The sequence below is a fragment of the Synechococcus sp. MW101C3 genome (assembly GCF_002252635.1).
Lineage (GTDB): Bacteria > Cyanobacteriota > Cyanobacteriia > PCC-6307 > Cyanobiaceae > MW101C3.
In genome coordinates this window covers 19,420-39,303 of record NZ_NQKX01000010.1, presented here as the reverse complement: position 1 = coordinate 39,303, position 19,884 = coordinate 19,420, and the positions used below count along the sequence as shown (strand labels likewise).

The window sequence follows — 19,884 nt, the reverse complement described above, 5'->3', positions numbered from 1 at the left end:
CTCCAGAAGGCCTGGGGAGCATGTGAAGCGAATCGTGTCACCTGCTCGACGACCGATCGCGGATAAGCCGAATCCAATTTGTCATTTCTGGCAGGCGGTGTCAGTACGGCAACCCCCCAAGTGGACGGTTGCTTGCAGAGCCCTCTGCCACTACTCCCAATGGCCAGGCCGCCTGGCCGATGGCGGCGCACACGGCAAGCGCATCAGGCAGGGCCGCTGGCGGTACCACCAGCACGAATCCCACCCCCAGGTTGAAGGTGTTCCAGAGGTCTTCTTCCGGGATGCTGCCCTGTTCCTGCAGCCAGCAGAACAGCGCAGGCCGCTCCCAGCTGGCGGGATCGATCACTGCGTGCAGGTGTGCCGGCAGGGCGCGTGGCAGGTTTTCCGGCAGTCCGCCGCCGGTGATGTGGGCCATTGCCCGGAGCGGAACCCCAGCAGTCAGCAGGGCCTTCACTGCGGCGGGATACAGCTGGGTGGGCGTCAGCAGGGCCTCGATCACCGACGCGCCGCTGCCGGGCAGCCGCGTTTCACTGCTGGCCCCTGCCGCCTCCAATACCCGTCGCACCAGGCTGAAACCGTTGCTGTGGACGCCACTGCTGCCCAGGGCGATGAGGCGATCACCGGCGCTGACCTGCTGCCCATCGATGAGTGCGTCCTCTTCCACGACCGCCACGCAGAACCCCGCCAGGTCGTAGCGACCGCTGGGGTAGAAGCCGGGCATCTCGGCGGTTTCCCCACCCAGCAGGGCACAGCCGCTCTGACGGCAACCGTCGGCGATGCCTTCCACCACGGTCGCCATGGCCTCAGGACTCAGCTTGCCGGTGGCGATGTAGTCGAGAAAGAACAGAGGCTCGGCGCCGCTGGTGACCACGTCGTTCACGCACATGGCCACCAGGTCGATGCCCACGTCGTGGTGACGGCCATGGGCCTGCGCCAGTTCCAGCTTGGTGCCCACGCCATCGGTGCCGGAGACGAGCAGCGGCTTCTTCAGCCCGGCCGGCAGCCGGCACAGCCCTCCAAAGCCGCCGAGGTTCCCCACCACCTCAGGCCGGCGGGTCGAATCCACGCTGCTGCGGATGCGCTCAACGAAGGCGCGACCGGCGACCACATCCACCCCTGCACTGCGGTAGTCCATGGCTCAGGTCCTTCAGGGCGGGCGATCTCCGCTCCGATCCTCCGATGCAGCGGGACAGATTGCGCTGAATGCGGTGCCGCTCGCGACCGGCGGGCGCCATTTCCGGTAGACGCTGGGTCGATTGGCACAGGAAACCATCAGCGGCGCTGATCGGGGTGATCGGGTTCGCTGATCATTGCCTGGGCGGTGGTGGTCAGGAAGTGCAGACAGTGACAGGGATGTCGGCTTTGATGATTGTTCCTGATCATTTTCTTCGGCGTATTCCTGGCCGAACTGCACTGAAAAGACAGCCTAACTTTGCCGGGCCGTTACTTCTGCCCAGGAATTCCCCTCGTCTGCTCGATGCTCCAGGTCGTTACCTGGCGCGGAGAGCCAAAGAAATTTCCCAATTCTCATTGGCGATTTCTTTCACCCAGGGGCGTTCCGAGCGTTATGCAACCTTCCTTTTCCCTTGGCGCCATCGCCTTTCTGCTCTCCGGCAGCAGCCTCGCCGTACCGGCTCTGGCTGATTCGACCCTTTCCCACAAGTCCCCCCTGCTGGCTTCGGCCCAGGTGAGCCAGCCCACGGTCCAGCTCGAAACCAGCACTGACGTGGCCATCCGGGAAGTGCAGAGCGAAGTCGCTCCCGAACCCGAAGTGCGCCCGGTTGTTCCCGCCCCTGTCGCCCCAGCTCCCCGCGCCCCGCGCGTCGTCAACGTGAGCAGCGGCAAAGCCAGCTGGTACGGCCCCGGCTTCTTCGGCAATCGCACCGCCAACGGCGAGGTGTTCCGCCCCGGCACCATGACGGCCGCCCACCGCACCCTCCCCTTCGGCACCAAGGTGCGGGTCACCAACCTCAACAACGGCCGCACGGCCGTGGTGCGCATCAATGACCGAGGCCCCTTCACCGGCGGCCGCGTCATTGACCTCGCCCATGGAGCCGCCCAGCACCTGGGCCTCGTGGCCAGCGGCCTCGCCCCGGTCCGCCTGGAAGTCCTGCGGTAGGTCTTCCTCTTCAACACCCCTTCTGAGGGGTGCACAGGCCCCATCCGAGAATCCCTCGGTTGGGGCCTTTCGCTTGTGGAGCCGGTGCGCCTGCTGAGAACTCGCCGGGAGCTGCAGCATTGGTGCGGCACCCCCTCCACCCGGAACGTGCCCCTCCACTTCGTGCCCACCATGGGGGCGCTTCACCCCGGCCATCTCAGCCTGATCGAGCGGGCCGGCCGGCTGGTGCCCGCGCCGGATGGCCGCCGCCACCAGCCACGCGTGCTGGTGAGCCTGTTCGTCAACCCGCTCCAGTTCGGCCCGGGCGAGGACTTCCAGTCGTACCCCCGCACATTGGAGGCCGATCGTGCTCTGGCTGAGGCGGCCGGAGCAATGGCGTTGTTCGTGCCCACGGCCGAAGAGCTCTTCCCCGGTGGTGACGCCGGCCTCACCCGCGTGTGCCCGCCGCCGGCCTTGCTTGCCGGCCTCTGCGCCCGGCACCGCCCGGGCCACTTCGAAGGGGTGGCCACGGTGGTCTGCCGTTTGCTGGGTCTCATCCGCCCTGAGCAGCTCTGGCTCGGCGAAAAAGACTGGCAACAGCTGGTGGTGCTGCGTCGGGTGGTGGCCGATCTCGGGCTGCCGCTGCAGATCCGCGGCTGTCCCACCTGGCGTGAAGCCGATGGCGTGGCCGGCAGCTCCCGCAACCGTTATCTCTCCTCTTCCCAACGCCTGCAGGCTGCAGCCCTGCCCCGGGCGCTGGAAGCCGGCCGGGCCCTGGTGGCCGCAGGCGAACGCAGCGCCGCCGTGGTGCAGCAGGCGGTGTGCCAAGGTCTCGAGGCTGCCGCCCTTGCGGTGGAGTACGCCGAGCTGGTGGTCCCCCAGACCCTGGCGCCGGTGACCCAGCTCCGCGCCATGGCTCTGCTCGCCGTGGCCGTCCGTTGCGGGCCCAGCCGCCTGATCGATCACACCGTTCTGATGACCCGTCTCCCGATCGTCGCCATCGACGGCCCTGCTGGCGCCGGCAAGAGCACAGTGACCCGCGCCTTCGCCCGGCGGCTGGGGCTGATCTATCTCGACACCGGCGCCATGTACCGCGCCGTCACCTTGTGGGTGCAGCGCCAGGGGGCCGATCCTGCCGATGCCGCGGCTGTGGCTCCCCTGCTCGAGGCCCTGGAGCTTCGCCTCGACAACGGCCCCGGCGGCGAACCGTGCGTCACCATCAACGGCATCGATATCACCACGGCGATCCGCAGTCCGGACGTCACCGCTCAGGTGTCCGTGGTGGCGGCCCATGCCTGTGTGCGTGAGGCGCTCACGCGCCAGCAGCAGGGCATGGGGGAGCGCGGCGGCCTGGTGGCCGAAGGCCGCGACATCGGCACAGCTGTATTCCCGGACGCCGAGCTGAAGGTGTTCCTCACGGCCACCGTGGCGGAGCGGGCGCGTCGCCGGGCGCTCGATCTGGCGGAGCGGGGCTTCGCTGTACCAGCAGGCGCGGAGCTGGAGGCGCAGATCGCCGAACGCGACCGGCTCGATTCGACCCGGGCTGTTGCGCCCCTGCTCCAGGCCGAGGATGCGGTGGAGGTGATCACCGATGGTATGGCGATCGAAGCGGTGATCGAACGGCTCACCGAACTGTTTCGCGAGCGGGTGCCGGAAGAGGCCTGGCCGGATCCGGCCTAAGCCGCGCCGGCTCCGTTTCCAGCTCCACCGCCAGGGCCGTGTCCACCGGCGGCGGCGCCTCCACTGGCAGAGCCACCCTCGCCGCCACTGGCTTCGAGGTGTGCCAACAGTCCGGCGCAGGCGTCATCCAGAAGGTCGAGCACCTGCTCGAATCCCTGACTGCCGCCGTAATAGGGATCGGGCACGTGGCTGGCGCTGTGGCGGCGGCAGTAGGTGGTGAGTGGGGTGACCGTGGCTCTGTGGTTCCCGTCGCCGGCCAGGGCACGCACGGCGGCCAGGTTGTCCTCATCCATCGTGAGGATGTGGTCGAACCGGTCCAGATCGCCCCGTTCGAGCTGGCGGGCCCGGCTGGTGAGCAGGATGCCGCGCCGCTCGGCAGCGGCGCGCATGCGCGCATCGGCGGGATGGCCCACATGCCAACCGCCCGTGCCGGCGGAATCCACAGCAAAGGCGTGCGAGAGCCCGGCCTGCTCCAGTTGGCTGAGGAACACCCCTTCCGCCGCCGGGGAGCGGCAGATGTTGCCGAGGCAGACAAACAGGACACGGGTGGGAGCCATCGCCATCAGCCAGACAGATTGTCGAGCGCCAGCCTGGCGCGCAGACGCACCACCAAGGTGTCTTCCGAAGCCGGCGCGGCCAGTCCCTCCAGCTGCGCCAGCCCGCGCACGCGCTGTTCAGCCGCAAGAGGATGGGGCAGCAGTTGCTCCAGGCTCACCACGACGGCATAGCGCACCACCCATTCCGGATCGGCCGCTCCAGCCAGCAGCCCCGTGAGACAGCGCTGCCAGATGGCGCTGCGCTCCTCCTGCGGCAGGCTCTCCAACCGCAGCTGGCCGAGCCCGCGGGCCGCCGCGCGCCGCACGCTCGGCCCGATGTCTTCGGCAAGGGCCTCCTCCAGCACCGCCAGGCCGCGGGGATCACCGATGCCGGAGAGGGCGCGCACGGCCCAGGCCCTGGCGCCGTAGTTGTAGCCGTCGATGTTGGTCAGCAGGGGCTCCACGGCAGCGGTGCCGAGGGCGACCAATCCCTCCACCGCCGCCACCGCTGCCCCGGGATTGTTGAAGCCCAGCACCTCCACCAGATGGACAGCAGCCTCTGGATGGCAGGCCGTCGCCAGGGCGCGGGTGGCCTGTAGCAGCCCGACGGGGCTGTCGGCCTCCTTGAGGTTGCGAATCAGAACGCTCGGATCAGCAGATGACATGGTCAGAGCAGGTCGTCCATCACTGCCAGCACAGCGGTGGTGGCGGGATCGGACATGGCGGGCGGCTGCAGGTTTTCCGCCAGCCCGCGCAAAGCGATCAGCTTGAGGCTGTTTTCGGCCAGGGTGCGGCGAATCGGCTCCAGCGCAGGCCGCCAGCCGGCAGCTCCCAGATCCATCAAGGCGGCGCGCCGCACCTGCAGCTGGGGATGATCAAGCAGTTCCACCAGCTGCTCGCCCCAGCGATGGTCGCCCGTGAGCTGCAGCAGAGCGCGGCAGGCGGCGCTGCGGATCAACGGCCGCTCATGCGCCACGAACGGCTCGATCACCGCCAGCACGGTGGGCGTGGCCTGCCCAAGCGACCCAAGGGCTTCCAGCAGCGCTTCGCAGGGTTCCTGCAGCCGACTGCTGGCAGGCTGCACGGCCCCGGCCACGGCGGGACCGCTGGCGAGCCGTCGGCAGAGCGTCTCCACCGCGGCGGTGGCTCCCAGCTCACCGAGGGCCCGGGCCGCGGCTTCGCGCAGCCCGTCGTCCTCATCGTCGAGCGCTTCGATCAGGTCGGCGACGGCGTCGGCAGAGCCGAGCTTGCCCAGGGCGCGGGCGGCGTTGCGGGCGACGGCATTGTGCTCCACCCCGGCGTCCAGCTGGCGGGGCTGGCGCTGCCTCAGGGACACGCACAACAGGGGCACGGCGTCGGGGTGGCGGCTGCGCATGCGACCCAGCCACCAGGCGGCGTAATACTGCAACGACTGGTCTTCGCTCTGGCGGAGCCGCCGCAGGGCCTCCGCTTCCGAAATCGGTGCGCCACCGCCCGTGGCGGCAGGGTCTGAGAGGGGTGTGTCGATGGTGGATCCGGCGACATCCATGGCCGCTGTGTGTCGGGTTCGCAAAGGCAGGCGGGTGGCCTGCCTTTGCCGGAAGAACTACCGGACCGGTGTCCGGTGGCCCTGCCTGAGCCTGCCGGCGTCAGCCAGGCAGATTCAGGCAGGCGCATGAAAAAGGAGGCCGTGAGGCCTCCGTTGCGCCGATGGCAAGCGAGGAGAGAATCCTCGGTTGCATCGTTGAATCCACGAGGGATCAGACGAGGGCGTTGATGGCGTAGTCGATGTAGTTGTTGGCGATGACACCGGGGTCGCCGGAGACGCCGTGGTTGGCCTTGATGTAGTTCAGGGCTTCAACGTACCAGGAGGGGGAGAGCTCGAAGGCACGGTTGATTTCATCGAGACCAGCGATGAGGTACTCATCGAGGGGGCCGGTGCCACCAGCAACGAGGGAATAGGTGATGTGACGGAGGTAGTAACCGATGTCACGGGCACACTTCTCTTTGCCCCGGGGGGTGGAGGCGAAGTTGGAACCCTGCTGCTGGGTGGTGTAGGGGTACTTGTTGTAGACGGCCTGAGCAGCGCCGTTGACGAGAGCGTCAGCGTTGGCGGTGAGCTGGCGAGCAGCTTCGAGGGCGTTCTTGGCGCGCTCGAAGCGACCGAAGGCGGCGTTGAGCTCGGTGTTGCTCAGGAAACGACCCTGGGAGTCGGCGGCAGCAACGGCCTCGGTGAGGGGAGTCTTCGACATTGGGTGAAGGAGAAGAAGGTGGGAACCGAAGAAAGGGTTGGATCAGCGGGATGAGACCAGCCGATCCAGGTGCAGCCGATCAGCCGACAGCAGAGGCGGCGCGATCGAAGTAGGTGCCGATTTCGGAAACGAGAGCGGAGCAATCACCGGGGGTGATGCCGTTGCGATCGTTGACGAGAGCGATGGCGGCGTCCTTCATCTTGCGGACTCCTTCAGCCACCGAAGCGCCGGGGACGCCGAGGGCGAGATAGGTTTCGCGAAGGCCGTTGAGGCAACGATCTTCCAGGACGGAAGCGTCGCCGGTGAAGACGGCGTAGGTGACGTAGCGGAGGATGATCTCCATGTCGCGCAGGCAGGCAGCCATGCGGCGATGGGTGTAGGCGTTGCCACCGGGGGCGATCAGAGCAGGCTGTTGATCGAAGAGATCGCGAGCAGCGTTGGTGACGAGGCTGGAGGCGTTGGAGGTGATGCGGTTGACAGCATCCATGCGCTTGTTGCTGTCAGCGACAACCGACGCCAGGGCGTCGATCTGGGCGCTGCTGAGGAATTCGCCGCGGGCATCAGCCTGAGCAACGACCTTGGTGAAGGCGTCGAACATGTAAATGAGCTCCTGTTCTCGACGATCGGGGTCGGGATGGGGTTGACAGCGATCGGATTCTTCCGATCGACTGCGCTATTCTGCGGACGAATGCACCCGTTCCGTGGGAAGTTCACAAAGGGTCACCTAGCCCCTTGCGCACTGGGGTCAGACCCCCTTGTCTGTGCCTCCACGCTACAACGATGGCGACGCCCCTCCCCGTTGGCAAGCCCTGAGGCTGCAGGCATCGTTCCGGATTCCGCCTCGCTGGCCCGGGTCCGCCAGTGGCCGTTCCCCGCAGCGGTCAGCCATTGCTCCTGGTCGGCCGGCCTTCTCTTGAAGTCGGCCCCAAGGCCTTGAGTGGTCAAGCCTGTGTGTCTTGCCTCCACAGGGCGGTTGCCCCGCTCCGGCAAGGTCCGCGTCGATGTCCGCTGGTGCCCGGGCGGCGCGGTCACCACGCCAGCACCCAGATCCATAGACGGCTGGCCATGTCGCCCCGCTGCCGGACGAATCGCTGTTCAGTGGGTCAAAGCGCTCCGCCGCTGGTGAAGACGCTCCGTCTCTGAGTGAGCTGCCTGGCCGCCCAACGCCACTGGGCAAACCTCACTGGCCCGATGTCACTGGATTGGTGCCCTGCGGCCCACGATCAGGTCGGCGGCTGCTCGGCTGAGGCGCGCCGCTCCAATCGCCCTGCTCTGGCCGACAGGCTGACCCGCCAGCCTTGGCTGGTGCTTGCTGCTTCTGACGACAGCCCCGTTCTCCTGCCGCTTCTGTCCTGACAGCCAAGTGCAGGGCAGGGGCGGTGATGGCGCTGCACGGTCACAAAGCCACAAAAAAGCCCGGCGGGGTTACCGCCGGGCCTGATGCCCATGGATTCTGGGGACGTTGAGTCAGTTCACCGGTGTGACGCTGGCCACGCGGCCACCTTGACGGTGAATCATCTGCTGGTACTCCAGCATTTTGTTGAAGGGAACAAAGCGCACCGTGTTGCTGCGCTTGTGCAGCCGGTAGTTGTTGAACCCGGTGACTTCCACCCGATACATCTTCGCCTGCTGGCCGATCCCCTTGGCCATCTTGGTGATCGACTCGTTGGCGACCTTGGTGGGCTGGAAGCCTGCACCGGCGGCGTTCGGGCTCACCACGGGCAGTGCACGGTCCTGGTGGAGGGCCTTGCCGAGACGGAAGTTGGTGCCGGCAGTGTCACCCTTCACCGAAGCAGCCGCTCCGCGGGTGAGCTGCATCAGCCACGAGAACTGACGACCGGCATGGCCTGCGGAGTAATCCCAGCCATGCAGGTAGGGAACGGTTTCTTCCCCGAACCGCGCCTGATACTCATCGCTGTCGATGTAGGAGTCGATTTCGGCGTCGTAGCCGTGCTCCTGGAGGATCGTGAAGTGATGCAGCATCTCCGCCTTGCTGTGAGGGGCGCGGCCGAGCAGATGCTTGTGATTCAGTTCAATGAAGTGGTAGGGGTTGCAGTTCTCGAAGAACTTTGCCCTGTACAGGCCACTTTTCGCCATCATCCGCACCAACTCGCGGATGCTGAGGTAGCCGTTCTTGAAGAGGGACTCTGCCCCTTCAATCCGCTCGCTCTCCATCAGGTATTGGTAACCGAAAACCTGCCGGTAAACGGCGCGGATCAGTTTCCCTTTGTCCTGATCGGAGCCGTTGCTCCAATTTTCGTTACCGCGATCGTTGGCGAAGCGCTCAATGCCGAGATAGGCGGCGTTGACGAGTGTCATGGGTGCCGGGCTGGAAGAGGGTAAAAAAAAGGAGGCCGTGAGGCCTCCGTTGCGCCGATGGCAAGCGAGGAGAGAATCCTCGGTTGCATCGTTGAATCCACGAGGGATCAGACGAGGGCGTTGATGGCGTAGTCGATGTAGTTGTTGGCGATGACACCGGGGTCGCCGGAGACGCCGTGGTTGGCCTTGATGTAGTTCAGGGCTTCAACGTACCAGGAGGGGGAGAGCTCGAAGGCACGGTTGATTTCATCGAGACCAGCGATGAGGTACTCATCGAGGGGGCCGGTGCCACCAGCAACGAGGGAATAGGTGATGTGACGGAGGTAGTAACCGATGTCACGGGCACACTTCTCTTTGCCCCGGGGGGTGGAGGCGAAGTTGGAACCCTGCTGCTGGGTGGTGTAGGGGTACTTGTTGTAGACGGCCTGAGCAGCGCCGTTGACGAGAGCGTCAGCGTTGGCGGTGAGCTGGCGAGCAGCTTCGAGGGCGTTCTTGGCGCGCTCGAAGCGACCGAAGGCGGCGTTGAGCTCGGTGTTGCTCAGGAAACGACCCTGGGAGTCGGCGGCAGCAACGGCCTCGGTGAGGGGAGTCTTCGACATTGGGTGAAGGAGAAGAAGGTGGGAACCGAAGAAAGGGTTGGATCAGCGGGATGAGACCAGCCGATCCAGGTGCAGCCGATCAGCCGACAGCAGAGGCGGCGCGATCGAAGTAGGTGCCGATTTCGGAAACGAGAGCGGAGCAATCACCGGGGGTGATGCCGTTGCGATCGTTGACGAGAGCGATGGCGGCGTCCTTCATCTTGCGGACTCCTTCAGCCACCGAAGCGCCGGGGACGCCGAGGGCGAGATAGGTTTCGCGAAGGCCGTTGAGGCAACGATCTTCCAGGACGGAAGCGTCGCCGGTGAAGACGGCGTAGGTGACGTAGCGGAGGATGATCTCCATGTCGCGCAGGCAGGCAGCCATGCGGCGATGGGTGTAGGCGTTGCCACCGGGGGCGATCAGAGCAGGCTGTTGATCGAAGAGATCGCGAGCAGCGTTGGTGACGAGGCTGGAGGCGTTGGAGGTGATGCGGTTGACAGCATCCATGCGCTTGTTGCTGTCAGCGACAACCGACGCCAGGGCGTCGATCTGGGCGCTGCTGAGGAATTCGCCGCGGGCATCAGCCTGAGCAACGACCTTGGTGAAGGCGTCGAACATGTAAATGAGCTCCTGTTCTCGACGGGTGGGGTCGGGAGGGTGGGTGTGCAAAGCGAGAGCGCCAAAGGCGTTCACGCGAGCCAGAAAGGTGTGTCTTGCGCTGAACACCGTTGTTTGACCGGTGCCAGCGGACCCCCGACTTGGCCTACGTATTTTTGGCCCAACGCCTAATCTTGTGAGCGATGCTTAACAAATGGTCATTGCCTGCTGATATCCATTGCGGGGCAAGGCTTTTGCGTGGTGAAGCCAGGCATTCTGTGCTCAGGCTGAGGTGGCAGGCCCCAGTGAATGTATCTGAGCGAACAGAAACCTGGTGAAAATCCCATGTGTGGGATCACTTTGATGCCCACGAGTTGTGGGAATCCTGCTCGAGCGCTGCAAGTTCAACGTTGAGGGGATCAACGCGTCCAGTCCGATTCCGTGCTGGTCAAGTGCGTCCAGTTCAGCTCGGTTCGGATTGACACTGGCCAGCCCAGCTCCGCGCTGCCCGACCGCACCCCTGAAGTCACCCCCTTGATCGGTCCAGTCCGAAGGAGAGTTGTTGGTTGTGGCCATGCTGCAGCTCCCAGTTGAGCTGCTCCCAGGGGCGCATGACCCTGGAGCGCTGAGTGCGTCCTGTAGACGAAGTCAAGCGGAGCTCATGGGTGTTGTGGTCCCTCTGCCATTGGTCTGATGGCAACTGGGCCTCGGTTGGTGTCGAGAACAGTTCCGTCTTCAGGAACGCATCGCGGAACCGTCCGTTCAACGACTCGGCAAGCCGTTCTGCCAAGGCGATCCTGGCTCGATCTAGGCCGTTCCCGTACCGCTGCTCTCGCTCCAGCGTCTGAGGGCATGAGCAATGAACTCCGGCCCGTTGTCACTGCGGATGAAGGCCTGAGCTGGGTAGAGCCTGATGAGCTTCTCCAGCACCGCCACCACATCTCTGGCCTTGCAACGCCGTCCCAGACGGATCGCCTGGCACAGGCGGCTGTCCTCGTCGATCACGTTCAGGAACTTGAGCCGCCTTCCATCAGCGGTGGCATCGAACTGGACGTCCATGGCCCACACCTGATGGGGATGCTCACCCTGGTGAGGCCGCACGGAGCCTTCGGCGGGTCGTGCACGCTTCTGCTTGCGAGGAGTGGGGCGCTGCAGGCCTATCTCCCGCCACAGCCGTTGCACTCACTTGTGATTCACCATCCAGCCCTCACGCAGAAGGCGATAGGCCATGCGGCTGTCCCAGCGGATGTGTTCGGCCGCGATCCTTAGGGGACGCCGCCGGAGCTTGCTCTCCTCCAGATCGATGACCTTGCCGCCATGGCGCTGCGTGCTGCTGTGCTGGCCAGCCACCCGACAGACGAAGCGTTCAGATGCCCGGTATCGCTCCTGCAGGACCACGACGGCCCTGTGCCGGAGTTCCGGGCTCAGAAGTTGCTCTCGGCAAGGTCTTTGCGCATTGCCTTCTCCAGCTCTGCCTCAGCCAGAAGCTTCCACTCCTTTGGAGAAGCCCTTCGGGCTGGAGCGTGCGGAGGATCTGTTCGGGTGAAGGCCTGGTGTGTTTCATGGTCGAGTCCCCGGCTCAAGTCGGGCTGGCTGAAGACTCTCCTTCACCCTGGACTGGCTTCCGGGGTTCACGCCGCCCCGTTCAAATCCAGGTCAGTGCTGCCATAAAAAAAACCTCCCATGGAGGAGGTTTGATGAGAAGAGGCCCAGGAAGGGCCCCAGGCTTCAGGCGCTAGGCGGGGTGGGTCATCCGCCGGAATCAATCAGCTGCGATATCGCCGCCGCTGACAGAGACGTTGGTGACCTTGCCGCCAAGGCGGTTCACGAGCCGAAGCGTGTCGTTCATGCGGGTGTAGGGAACCTGCATGACGCAATCAGAGCTGCGCACATAGTCGTTGTTGACGATGCCGGTGACGCTGATGGTGACTTGGCGGTTGCTGCTGAAGCTGCTGCCGCGGGTGCCTGCGGAGACCTTCATGGCTGGGATGGCGAGGGGATGGAGAAAAAGATCAGTTCACTGGTGTGAGGCTGGCAACCTTGCCACCCTGGCGGTGAATCTGCTGCTGGTACTCCAGCAGTTTGTCGAACGGAATGAAGCGCACACGGTTGCTGCGCTTGTGCAGTTTGTAGTTGTTGAAACCAGTGATCTCAACGCGATAGGTGCGGCCTTGCTGGCCAGCACCCACGCCCATGCGGGTGACGCCATCGTCTTCCACCTTGCGGAAAGCCGAACCGCAGGCATTCGGGCTCACCACCGGAATGGGGGCTTCCTTGTGAATGGAGGGGTTGAGACGGGATTGGTTCTTGGCCAGATCACCTTTCACAGAAGCGGCCACGCCGCGGGTGAGCTGGAGGAGGTAGGAGAACTGAAGGCCCTGCTGCCCGGCGGAGTAATTCCAGCCGTGGAGATAAGGGACCTGATCTTCTCCGAAACGCTCCTGGTACTCGGCGCTGTCGATGTAGGAATCGATTTCGGCGTCGAAGCCCTGCTCCTGCAGGATGGTGAAGTGCTCAAGCATTTCGGCCTTGTTCTGGGGAGCGCGCCCGAGAAGATGCTTGAAGTTGAGTTCGATGAACCGGTAGGGGTTGGTGCTTTCGAAGAAGCGCTTGCGGTAGAGGCTGCTCTTGGCGATCTGGCGAACCAGCTCGCGCACACTCAGATAGCCGCGACGGAACAGGGATTCAGGACCCTCAAGGCGATCGCTCTTGAGGACGTATTGGAAGCCGAGAACCTGCTGGTAAACAGCCCGAATCAATGTGGCCTTGTCGGATTCGGTGGCGTTCAGCCAGTTTTCCTTGTTTTGCGAGGTCGAAAAACGGTCAATGCCCAGATAGGCAGCGTTGACGAGTGTCATGGGCGTGCGAGCCGGGGGTGGGGAGACAGGGCCTGTCGGGAGGGTGCCGTACACGGCGCGGCACTCGCGGACGGGTCTGGCATTAGCGGGATCCTATGGGGGGACTACAACCTCCAGCGCCTGGTTCCAGAATCGTTACAAAGCAGAGATCTGGCGCCATCCGCCAACGCCGATACCATCCGGCCATGCCTTGGTCTGTTGTGTGAAGCCATGACGTCCCTGCCTGCGGCGGATTCCTGGTCCCATCGCATGAGCCTTCAGCTCCAGTCGCTCAGTGTGATCTGCGAAACGCTCACCCTCCGTCTGCTGGAGCTGGAAGAGCGCATGGGCCGCTGGGATGAGCAGAAGCGGTGCCTGGAAGAGCAGGCTTCGGTGCAAGCCGGCAGCGCCGCCGCTCTGGTGGATGTGCTGGAAGCCACCGGCCAACGGCTTGCCTCTCTGGAGTCGCTGCTGGAGGGGACACAGGGGGTAGTTGCTGAAGCCAATGCCGCGCCGCCGCGTTTGCAGGTGCTGCATGCCCAGCCCAGGCGCCGCGCGCAGGTCGAAGGGCGCCCGTTGGAAGAATCGTTGCTCGAAGCATCGCCGCCCGAGCCTGGCGACAGGGACAATCTGGCCGCTGCTGAGGCTGCTGGCGCCATGAGCGGGGCCAAGGTGTTCGGCCTCCATGTTCAGGAGCCGTCGCTGGCGAAGGCGCGTTCCATGCCGGCAGCCTTGGAGCGCCCTGAACGTCCCAGCGAAGCCGACGATGTGTTCCCCGAGGACGAGGAACAACCCTTCATGGATGAACTGACGGCCTGAAGCGGGCTGCCTGGGCAAGCCATCTGAAGATGAACGATGGGCCTGGGCCATGGGCGCCCAAGCCCTTGCTCACGCTTGGGACTCAGCCCCCGGAACCGGTGCTCAGCATGGCGCCAGCCGTTGTGAGCAGCACCCTCACCAGTTCGAGAGCGCCGAGGGCTCCGGCCAGCAGCCAGAGATTCATCGCAAGGCGTGGTGGTTGGCCGTTCTTCCAGGTGGGCGACACCTGAACGGGAACCGGGCCGGGAGCCATCACGTCGGTGCCCATCACCATGTGGGGGGTGCTGCCCCAGGAGCGGGTGCCGCGGAAGGGCCCTGCAGGCGCTCGTTTGGACTGGGCGTCCCTCCAGTAAGCGGTGTAACGGGGGGCTTGCTGGTTGAACGGCAGCTCACCGCCGGGGTTGCCAGGCAGCACACGTCCCAATTGCTGGGGAACGTCCATCTCGCCGAAACGATCGAGATACTCATTCGACTCCAGCAGGGCATCGACACAGCCTTCAAGCCCGCGCTGCGCAATCAGAATGGAGAGAGCGAGCCGTTCCCCATCCCCATTCACTTTGCGGCCGAGAACGCGGCCGACGATCTGATCCACCATCGCGTAATTGCTGTTGCAGCGATAGAAGCCTTCACGGAATCGCGGCGATAGCAGAAGACCGCGAATGAAGAGTCGTGTTGTGATCTGGCCGTTGCGAAACTGCGATTCCAGGGCGGCGTCGCGGTCGACTTTGAAGGCGTGGAAGAAGATCTGGCGGTAGGAGCGCTCGATCAAAGCGTCCATGTCCTGAGGGCTGCGGCGCAGACCTTCGGGGGAGCGGCGGGGATCCTCCTCACTGCCGACGGAATAGCTTTTGACGCGGGCATTTTGCGCGATCTGGCTGTATTCGAGCAGGGGCAGAGGCATGCGAAAGTGTTGTGCTGGTGGTAGAAGCTAGAGGCTCTCGTCGCGATCTTGGTGAATGAAAAGCATCCACACATACTCCTTTACAAAATAAGAGTTCATGACATTCTCTTCATGAAGAAGTCTTGAAGTTGGTGGGGCAGGCTGTGCCGCCCGCCCCGGTCATGCCTCAGGCGGCGAACCAATCGGCTGGGATCTCTGCGCTGTAATCGTGGGTTCGCTGAAACTCGAAGGGGCCAGCCACTGATCCCCACAGCTGCTGGTGGGTTTCCGGATCGTGGCCGCGGTCGATCGTGCGCATCCCGCGGGGATCGAGCTCAAAGCTGCTCACCAGGTAGGCCACGCTCCCCTTGCGTTCCACCAGGCAACCACAGCCGGGCTCCACCTCGCCCACGAAACCTTCTCCCTGCTGGCGAACCACGTACGAGCAGCCCTTGAGCAGGCGCAGGTCGTCGTTCTGGATCGTCGCCATCCGCTCCGGCTCCTCCACAGCCCCCCAGAACCGCTTCTCCTCCACCAACGCGTGGTTATGGATGCGCACCGAGCCATCCGGTGACGCCTCAGCCCGCAGGATGCGGATCCGGTAGGGCTGCCGCGGTGCGAAGGCATAAGACTGCTCCAGCAGCAAGGCACCTTCTCCGAGCTGCGGCACGGGACGGAAGGCCACCAGGATGTGGGCGTAGATCGGTGGGTTCTCAAACGCCTGGTGCTGGTTGCTGAAGCCGGCGCTCAGCATCTCCACCAGACGGCGCAGGGTCGTGGTCATGAGCGGATCCTATGAGCGGAGCCTGCGCTGGCAGTTTCTGGCCGGAGCCTTTGCTGGAAGCCTGTAGTGGAAGCCGAAGAACGTTGCGGTGCAGCATGCCCCAGCCCCAGCCCCAGCCCCAGCCTCAGCCTCAGCCTTAGCCGCCCAGCAACCGCAGGCGGAACGCCGCCACCTGGGCCACCAGATCCGGCTGGTTGATGGCGAAAGGGTGGTCACTCAGGGCGTCCAGGATGGCCGCGAGCCTCTCCGCCTCGCTCAGGTCCGGGGAGGGGTCGGCCGCCAGAGAGGCCTGCCAGGCCTGATCAAACGACATGCCAAAGCTGTCGGCGTTGTTGAACAGTTGATTCGAGTCCCACTCGGGGGGGGTGCGCATCATGAAAGCTGCGTCGGGGAGGGCAATGGAAGTTTCGGCAAGCCCCGGCCTGGTGACCGCCGCCGACGCCGGAATCGACCCGGAGTTTCAGCGGCTGAGCACGAAGCCAGGCAGAACTACACAGCGCACGGTGCCCGAAAATCGCGGCACGAAAAGGCTGTAGGCCAGAAATGGTGGATGCCAGGACCCAGATTTGAACTGGGGACACGGCGATTTTCAGTCGCCTGCTCTACCAACTGAGCTATCCCGGCAGGCTGCGGCCGCAGCGCTCCCGGATCTTAGATCACGGCGCGTGGCGCCTTCTTGCTGGCGTGCGGGCCAGACAGAGCAGCCCCGCCACCTGGAATCCCCCCTGTCCCAGGGCCAAAGCGGCGGCTTGCGCCGTCGCGCCGGTGGTGAGGATGTCGTCCACCAGCAGCACCTGCTGCTTCCTCCAGGTGGGGGCCGGCAAGTCGCCGCAGGCGCGCAGGCCTTGCTCGGCCAACCGCTCGCCTTCGGCACTGAGGCAGAACGAGCCAGCCTGGTTCCGCTCCCTCAGCTGGCGATTGAGGTGGTGTTGCCCGAGGGTGGCGTGGCGGCGGCGCAGCAGCGCGGCCTCCGGCAGGGGGAGTCCGGCGCAGATCTGTTCCGGCAGGGGATTCGCCCGGCGCTTCCAGCTCGGCACTGCCACCAGCAGCCCGTCACGGCAGAGTGCGTCCGGCAGGGTGGCGCCCAGGCTGCGCGCCAGGGCAGAAATCATGGCCGGATCAGGGCGCTTGCGCAGTCCCAGCAGCTCGCGGCGGAAGGCGCCGTCATAGGCGCCCAGGCTCCACCAGGGCAGCGGCTCGGTTCCTTGCAGCCCGATGCCGGTGAACTCCAGGTGCTCCTGACACGGCAGGCACAGAAGCCTCGCCTGCTCTCGGCTGGGCAACGGTTGGCGGCAGCGTGGGCAGACCGAGATGGTGAGCAGCTCACAGCAGCCGCTCAAAAACGACCGGAACATGGCGTGTGGGCGGGGAGTGGCAGGACTCCCACCTGCCGTGTCTCCTCAGCCTTCCCAACCGGCGCCATTGTGATCCCTGCGGCTGAGACGCCGCTCAGCCCGGCTGTGAGGGCATGGCCCGCAGCATGGCGACGAGGGTCCGGTGAGCGTCCTCACTGTCCGTGAGCGGGTGATCGAAGGGTACGGAGATGGTGGCGCCATCCACGTCGAGTTCCATGGCTTCCGGCAGCACCTGAAGCATGTGGGCCGCCTGGGCGTCTGCCACTCCGCCGTAGTGGCGGGCGTAGGCCAGTACGGCCTCGGCGTGATCGTTGTTCATGTGGGCGCAGATGCGTGCGCTGACGGCTGAGGTGAGGGGATCGGCGGACATCGACGCGCAAAGGAGTGGGACGAAGCGCGATTCTGGCTGCCCTGCTCGCCCCTGCGCCTCTAGCCGGCCCCGAAGCGTTGCCAGAGGAGCAGCCCCAGCCGCACGCCGCTGAAGGCCACATAGCCCGCCAGAACAACGAACAGCCCCATGGAGATGACGGTGCGCAGTCGTTCGTTCATCGCAGGCAGGCAGACGGTTCCATGGTCATCATCCTCGGCCAGCCAGCCATTGCCGCCAGCCTCGCTGGGCCAGCAAGGCTGAGCCGAAAGCGCAGCTCACACCCGGTCGGCAGCGCACCGGGACTCCCAACAGCTGCTCACGCAGCTGACACCACTGGGGGTTGCGGGCCCCACCCCCCAGCGTCACCACCTGCTGCACGGCCGGCGCGCCGAGCTCCTGAAGTTTCCCCCAGCCCTGTGCCTCGATACGGCTGAGGCCCTCCAGCAGGGCCTGCAGGTACCGCACATCGCTGACCGGCCGGGGCTCCAGCACCGGCTCCAGGGTGGGATCGTCAACCGGGAAACGCTCACCCGCCGACGGCAGCGGCAGCAGATCCAGCCCGCTGGGGCGGCGTATGTCGATCTGACGGCTCAGCTGCCGCAATTGCTGATCGGTGAAGAAGCGCCTCAGCACCACGCCGCCCGCATTCGAGGCCCCTCCCACCAGCCAGCGCCCAGTCACGCGATGGCAGCTCACCCCGGCCGCCTGGATCGGGTGCGCCACGAACTGCTTCAGCACCAACGTGCTCCCCAGCACGGCAACCCCTTCGTGATCCCGTGGTGCCGCCGCCAGCACGGCCGCGTTGGCGTCGGTGGTGCCTGCGATCACCAGGCAGCCAGGCGGCAGACCCAGGGCGGCGGCCGCTGGGGCATGCAACGGGCCCAGAGCGGTGCCACTGGCCACGATCTCCGGCAGCGCGCCCGACCAGTGCTGCTCGCCGATGGCGCCCGCCCAGAGGCCTGGTTCCAGCTGCCAGCCGAGCTTGAGATTGTTGCCTTCCTCCCCCCAGCGCCAGTTCCCCAGCAGCCAGCCCATCACCCAGTCGGCCTGATGGCGGAGCAGAAGGGCTGGTTCCTGCAGCGCGTCGTGGACCTCCAGAAGCCGCAGCGCCCTCGCCAGGCTGCCGGAGCTGCTGCGGGCCGGTGATCCGGGCTGCACCAGTGCGACCAGGCTGGCGGCTTGCTCTGGGCAGGCCAGTGCATAGGACAGCGCCTCCCCCAGTGGTTCACCATCGGGGCGACAGGCCAGCAGGGTGCCGGAGGTGCCATCCACACTGAGGGCCGCCACCTGCTGCCGCCAGGCTGCCGGCAGGGATTGAACCAGGGCCATCAGTCCGGAGCGCCAACCGCCGGGCTGTTCAAACGGCTGTGGGTAGGGCAAGGCCCGCTCGCCTGCAGCCACCGGCAGTCCTGCCGCATCGACGAGGGCAAGGCGCAGGCCGCTGGTGCCCAGGTCAATCCCCAGGCAGAACGGGGCTTGCGGTCCCGCCCCGGACATGGCGGAGGCCTCCAGTCAGGCGGCGCTTCCGGCTGGAATGCGATCGGCCGTGGCCTGCCTCAGCTTGGCCGCCATGGCGTCAACGTTCTCCCAGGGGAGGTTGAGGTCGCTGCGGCCGAAGTGGCCGTAGGCCGCCACGTCCTGATAGAAGCGACCACCGCGCTCCTGGGGAAGGGTGCGCAACCCGAAGACGTCGATGATCGCCCCGGGCCGCAGGTCGAAATGCTCCTGCACCAGGGCGGTGAGTGCCTCATCGCCGAGCAGGCCTGAGCCGAAGCTCTCCACCAGGATGCTCACCGGGCGGGCCACACCGATCGCGTAGCTCAGCTGCACTTCCACGCGGCGGGCAAGCCCTGCCGCCACGAGGCTTTTGGCCACGAAGCGGGCGGCATAGGCCGCAGAGCGGTCCACCTTGGTGGGGTCCTTGCCGGAGAAGGCACCGCCGCCATGGCGGGCAGAGCCGCCATATGTATCCACGATGATCTTGCGGCCGGTGAGTCCGGCATCCCCCTGCGGCCCGCCCACCACGAATTTCCCGGTGGGGTTGACCAGGAAGCGGGTGCTGCTGCGGGACGGGCGGATGTAGAGATCGGCAGTGGCCGGCTCCACCACGTGCGTCCACAGGTCGTCGGCGATCCGCTCGCGCAGGGTGGTTTCGTCGCTCACCACCGCGCCATCGGCAAAGGTGATCTCCGCCAGGTGCTGGGTCGAGATCAGCAGGGTGTCGATGGCCACGGGGCGGCCATGCTCGTACACCACACTCACCTGGGTCTTGCCATCGGGAAGCAGGTAAGGAAGCGTCCCCTCGTGGCGCACCATGGCGAGGCGCCTGGAGAGGCGATGCGCCAGGCTGATCGGCAGCGGCATCAGCTCCGGCGTTTCATCGCAGGCGAAGCCGAACATGATTCCCTGGTCGCCGGCACCCACCAGATCGAGCGGGTCGCCATCGTGGTCATCGGCTTCATTGACTCCCTGGGCGATGTCGGGAGATTGCTGATCGAGAGCGATCAGAACGGCGCAGCTGTGGGCGTCGAAGCCGCCGGCCCGCGCTCCGCTGTAGCCGATCCGTTCGATCACCCCTCGCACCAGGCTGGTGAAATCCACCTTCGCGTTGGTGGTGACCTCCCCCGTCACCAGGCAGAGCCCGGTGTTGACAACCGTTTCACAGGCCACACGGCTGGTGGGGTCGGAGCTGAGCAGGGCATCGAGCACCGCGTCGCTGATCTGGTCGCAGATCTTGTCGGGATGCCCTTCGGTGACCGATTCGGACGTGAAGACGTATCGCGCCATGCCGGTGGAAAA

Annotated in this window: 23 protein-coding genes, 1 tRNA gene and 1 pseudogene; 3 read left to right on the top strand and 22 right to left on the bottom strand. The window is 65.5% G+C overall.

From position 1 onward, the window contains the following. Positions 1–100 precede the first annotated feature (100 nt). A complete protein-coding gene (gene purM / locus CJZ80_RS13150; RefSeq protein ID WP_094514134.1) occupies positions 101–1,135 on the bottom strand; it encodes a phosphoribosylformylglycinamidine cyclo-ligase in 1,035 nt (344 codons plus the stop codon). 432 nt (positions 1,136–1,567) lie between these two features. Here purM and CJZ80_RS13145 point away from each other — a divergent pair, with 432 nt between their 5' ends. Next, positions 1,568–2,119, top strand: a complete 552-nt coding sequence (locus tag CJZ80_RS13145) for a septal ring lytic transglycosylase RlpA family protein (RefSeq protein WP_094514131.1) — start codon at positions 1,568–1,570, stop codon at positions 2,117–2,119. An 84-nt stretch (positions 2,120–2,203) separates the two neighbouring features. Beyond that, on the top strand, positions 2,204–3,778 hold the full coding sequence (locus CJZ80_RS13140; protein ID WP_094514407.1) for a bifunctional pantoate--beta-alanine ligase/(d)CMP kinase: 1,575 nt from the start codon (positions 2,204–2,206) through the stop codon (positions 3,776–3,778). Positions 3,779–3,873: 95 nt separating this feature from the next. On the opposite strand, the pseudogene CJZ80_RS13135 reads toward CJZ80_RS13140, so the two are convergent. From CJZ80_RS13135 to CJZ80_RS13075, 13 genes and pseudogenes are all read right to left on the bottom strand, one after another. Further along, a pseudogene (locus tag CJZ80_RS13135) lies at positions 3,874–4,335 on the bottom strand (low molecular weight protein-tyrosine-phosphatase); the annotation flags it as partial. A gap of 5 nt (positions 4,336–4,340) precedes the next feature. Then, positions 4,341–4,979 carry a HEAT repeat domain-containing protein gene (locus CJZ80_RS13130; RefSeq protein ID WP_094514128.1) on the bottom strand — a complete coding sequence of 213 codons (639 nt, stop codon included), beginning with the start codon at positions 4,977–4,979 and terminating at the stop codon, positions 4,341–4,343. Positions 4,980–4,981: 2 nt separating this feature from the next. Continuing rightward, positions 4,982–5,842 (bottom strand): HEAT repeat domain-containing protein, encoded by an 861-nt coding sequence (locus tag CJZ80_RS13125; RefSeq protein ID WP_094514125.1) that lies wholly within the window; start codon positions 5,840–5,842, stop codon positions 4,982–4,984. 211 nt (positions 5,843–6,053) lie between these two features. Continuing rightward, positions 6,054–6,545 carry a phycocyanin subunit alpha gene (cpcA, locus tag CJZ80_RS13120; RefSeq protein WP_094514115.1) on the bottom strand — a complete coding sequence of 164 codons (492 nt, stop codon included), beginning with the start codon at positions 6,543–6,545 and terminating at the stop codon, positions 6,054–6,056. Positions 6,546–6,624: 79 nt separating this feature from the next. After that, positions 6,625–7,143 (bottom strand): phycocyanin subunit beta, encoded by a 519-nt coding sequence (locus CJZ80_RS13115; RefSeq protein WP_094514122.1) that lies wholly within the window; start codon positions 7,141–7,143, stop codon positions 6,625–6,627. Between the two features lie 869 nt (positions 7,144–8,012). Beyond that, positions 8,013–8,864 carry a phycobilisome rod-core linker polypeptide gene (locus CJZ80_RS13105; RefSeq protein ID WP_094514118.1) on the bottom strand — a complete coding sequence of 284 codons (852 nt, stop codon included), beginning with the start codon at positions 8,862–8,864 and terminating at the stop codon, positions 8,013–8,015. A gap of 107 nt (positions 8,865–8,971) precedes the next feature. After that, on the bottom strand, positions 8,972–9,463 hold the full coding sequence (gene cpcA / locus CJZ80_RS13100) for a phycocyanin subunit alpha (RefSeq protein WP_094514115.1): 492 nt from the start codon (positions 9,461–9,463) through the stop codon (positions 8,972–8,974). 79 nt (positions 9,464–9,542) lie between these two features. After that, on the bottom strand, positions 9,543–10,061 hold the full coding sequence (locus tag CJZ80_RS13095; protein ID WP_094514122.1) for a phycocyanin subunit beta: 519 nt from the start codon (positions 10,059–10,061) through the stop codon (positions 9,543–9,545). A 505-nt stretch (positions 10,062–10,566) separates the two neighbouring features. Beyond that, a complete protein-coding gene (locus tag CJZ80_RS15960; protein WP_369803097.1) occupies positions 10,567–10,806 on the bottom strand; it encodes a hypothetical protein in 240 nt (79 codons plus the stop codon). Positions 10,807–10,847: 41 nt separating this feature from the next. After that, positions 10,848–11,141 (bottom strand): DDE-type integrase/transposase/recombinase, encoded by a 294-nt coding sequence (locus CJZ80_RS13085; protein WP_255374180.1) that lies wholly within the window; start codon positions 11,139–11,141, stop codon positions 10,848–10,850. A gap of 81 nt (positions 11,142–11,222) precedes the next feature. Beyond that, positions 11,223–11,390 (bottom strand): hypothetical protein, encoded by a 168-nt coding sequence (locus CJZ80_RS15365; protein WP_158217485.1) that lies wholly within the window; start codon positions 11,388–11,390, stop codon positions 11,223–11,225. Between the two features lie 412 nt (positions 11,391–11,802). After that, complete coding sequence (locus CJZ80_RS13080) at positions 11,803–12,021, bottom strand: phycobilisome linker polypeptide (RefSeq protein ID WP_094514109.1); 219 nt, start codon at positions 12,019–12,021, stop codon at positions 11,803–11,805. A 31-nt stretch (positions 12,022–12,052) separates the two neighbouring features. Beyond that, positions 12,053–12,898, bottom strand: a complete 846-nt coding sequence (locus tag CJZ80_RS13075; protein WP_094514107.1) for a phycobilisome linker polypeptide — start codon at positions 12,896–12,898, stop codon at positions 12,053–12,055. A 210-nt stretch (positions 12,899–13,108) separates the two neighbouring features. Between CJZ80_RS13075 and CJZ80_RS13070 the strand changes: the two genes are divergently transcribed. Then, positions 13,109–13,696 carry a hypothetical protein gene (locus CJZ80_RS13070; protein WP_094514104.1) on the top strand — a complete coding sequence of 196 codons (588 nt, stop codon included), beginning with the start codon at positions 13,109–13,111 and terminating at the stop codon, positions 13,694–13,696. An 82-nt stretch (positions 13,697–13,778) separates the two neighbouring features. Here the strand turns inward: CJZ80_RS13070 and CJZ80_RS13065 are convergent, their stop codons facing one another. The 8 genes from CJZ80_RS13065 to metK all read right to left on the bottom strand — a co-directional run bounded on the left by CJZ80_RS13065 (position 13,779) and on the right by metK (position 19,872). After that, entirely contained in the window at positions 13,779–14,597 is an 819-nt protein-coding gene (locus CJZ80_RS13065; protein ID WP_094514101.1) for a phycobilisome rod-core linker polypeptide, read from the bottom strand. Between the two features lie 166 nt (positions 14,598–14,763). Further along, complete coding sequence (locus tag CJZ80_RS13060) at positions 14,764–15,360, bottom strand: chromophore lyase CpcT/CpeT (RefSeq protein WP_094514098.1); 597 nt, start codon at positions 15,358–15,360, stop codon at positions 14,764–14,766. 136 nt (positions 15,361–15,496) lie between these two features. Beyond that, positions 15,497–15,733 carry a hypothetical protein gene (locus CJZ80_RS13055; protein ID WP_233133102.1) on the bottom strand — a complete coding sequence of 79 codons (237 nt, stop codon included), beginning with the start codon at positions 15,731–15,733 and terminating at the stop codon, positions 15,497–15,499. A 178-nt stretch (positions 15,734–15,911) separates the two neighbouring features. After that, a tRNA-Phe gene (locus CJZ80_RS13050) sits at positions 15,912–15,984 on the bottom strand. Positions 15,985–16,016: 32 nt separating this feature from the next. Beyond that, positions 16,017–16,715, bottom strand: a complete 699-nt coding sequence (locus CJZ80_RS13045; protein ID WP_144037038.1) for a ComF family protein — start codon at positions 16,713–16,715, stop codon at positions 16,017–16,019. A 94-nt stretch (positions 16,716–16,809) separates the two neighbouring features. Continuing rightward, the gene (locus CJZ80_RS13040; RefSeq protein ID WP_094514093.1) at positions 16,810–17,085 is read right to left on the bottom strand and encodes a DUF2470 domain-containing protein; all 276 of its coding nucleotides are present in this window, start codon (positions 17,083–17,085) and stop codon (positions 16,810–16,812) included. 207 nt (positions 17,086–17,292) lie between these two features. Then, positions 17,293–18,582: an FGGY-family carbohydrate kinase gene (locus CJZ80_RS13035; protein WP_094514090.1), complete on the bottom strand. Its 1,290-nt coding sequence runs from the start codon at positions 18,580–18,582 to the stop codon at positions 17,293–17,295. Positions 18,583–18,597: 15 nt separating this feature from the next. Next, positions 18,598–19,872: a methionine adenosyltransferase gene (gene metK, locus CJZ80_RS13030; protein WP_094514088.1), complete on the bottom strand. Its 1,275-nt coding sequence runs from the start codon at positions 19,870–19,872 to the stop codon at positions 18,598–18,600. Positions 19,873–19,884 lie beyond the last annotated feature (12 nt).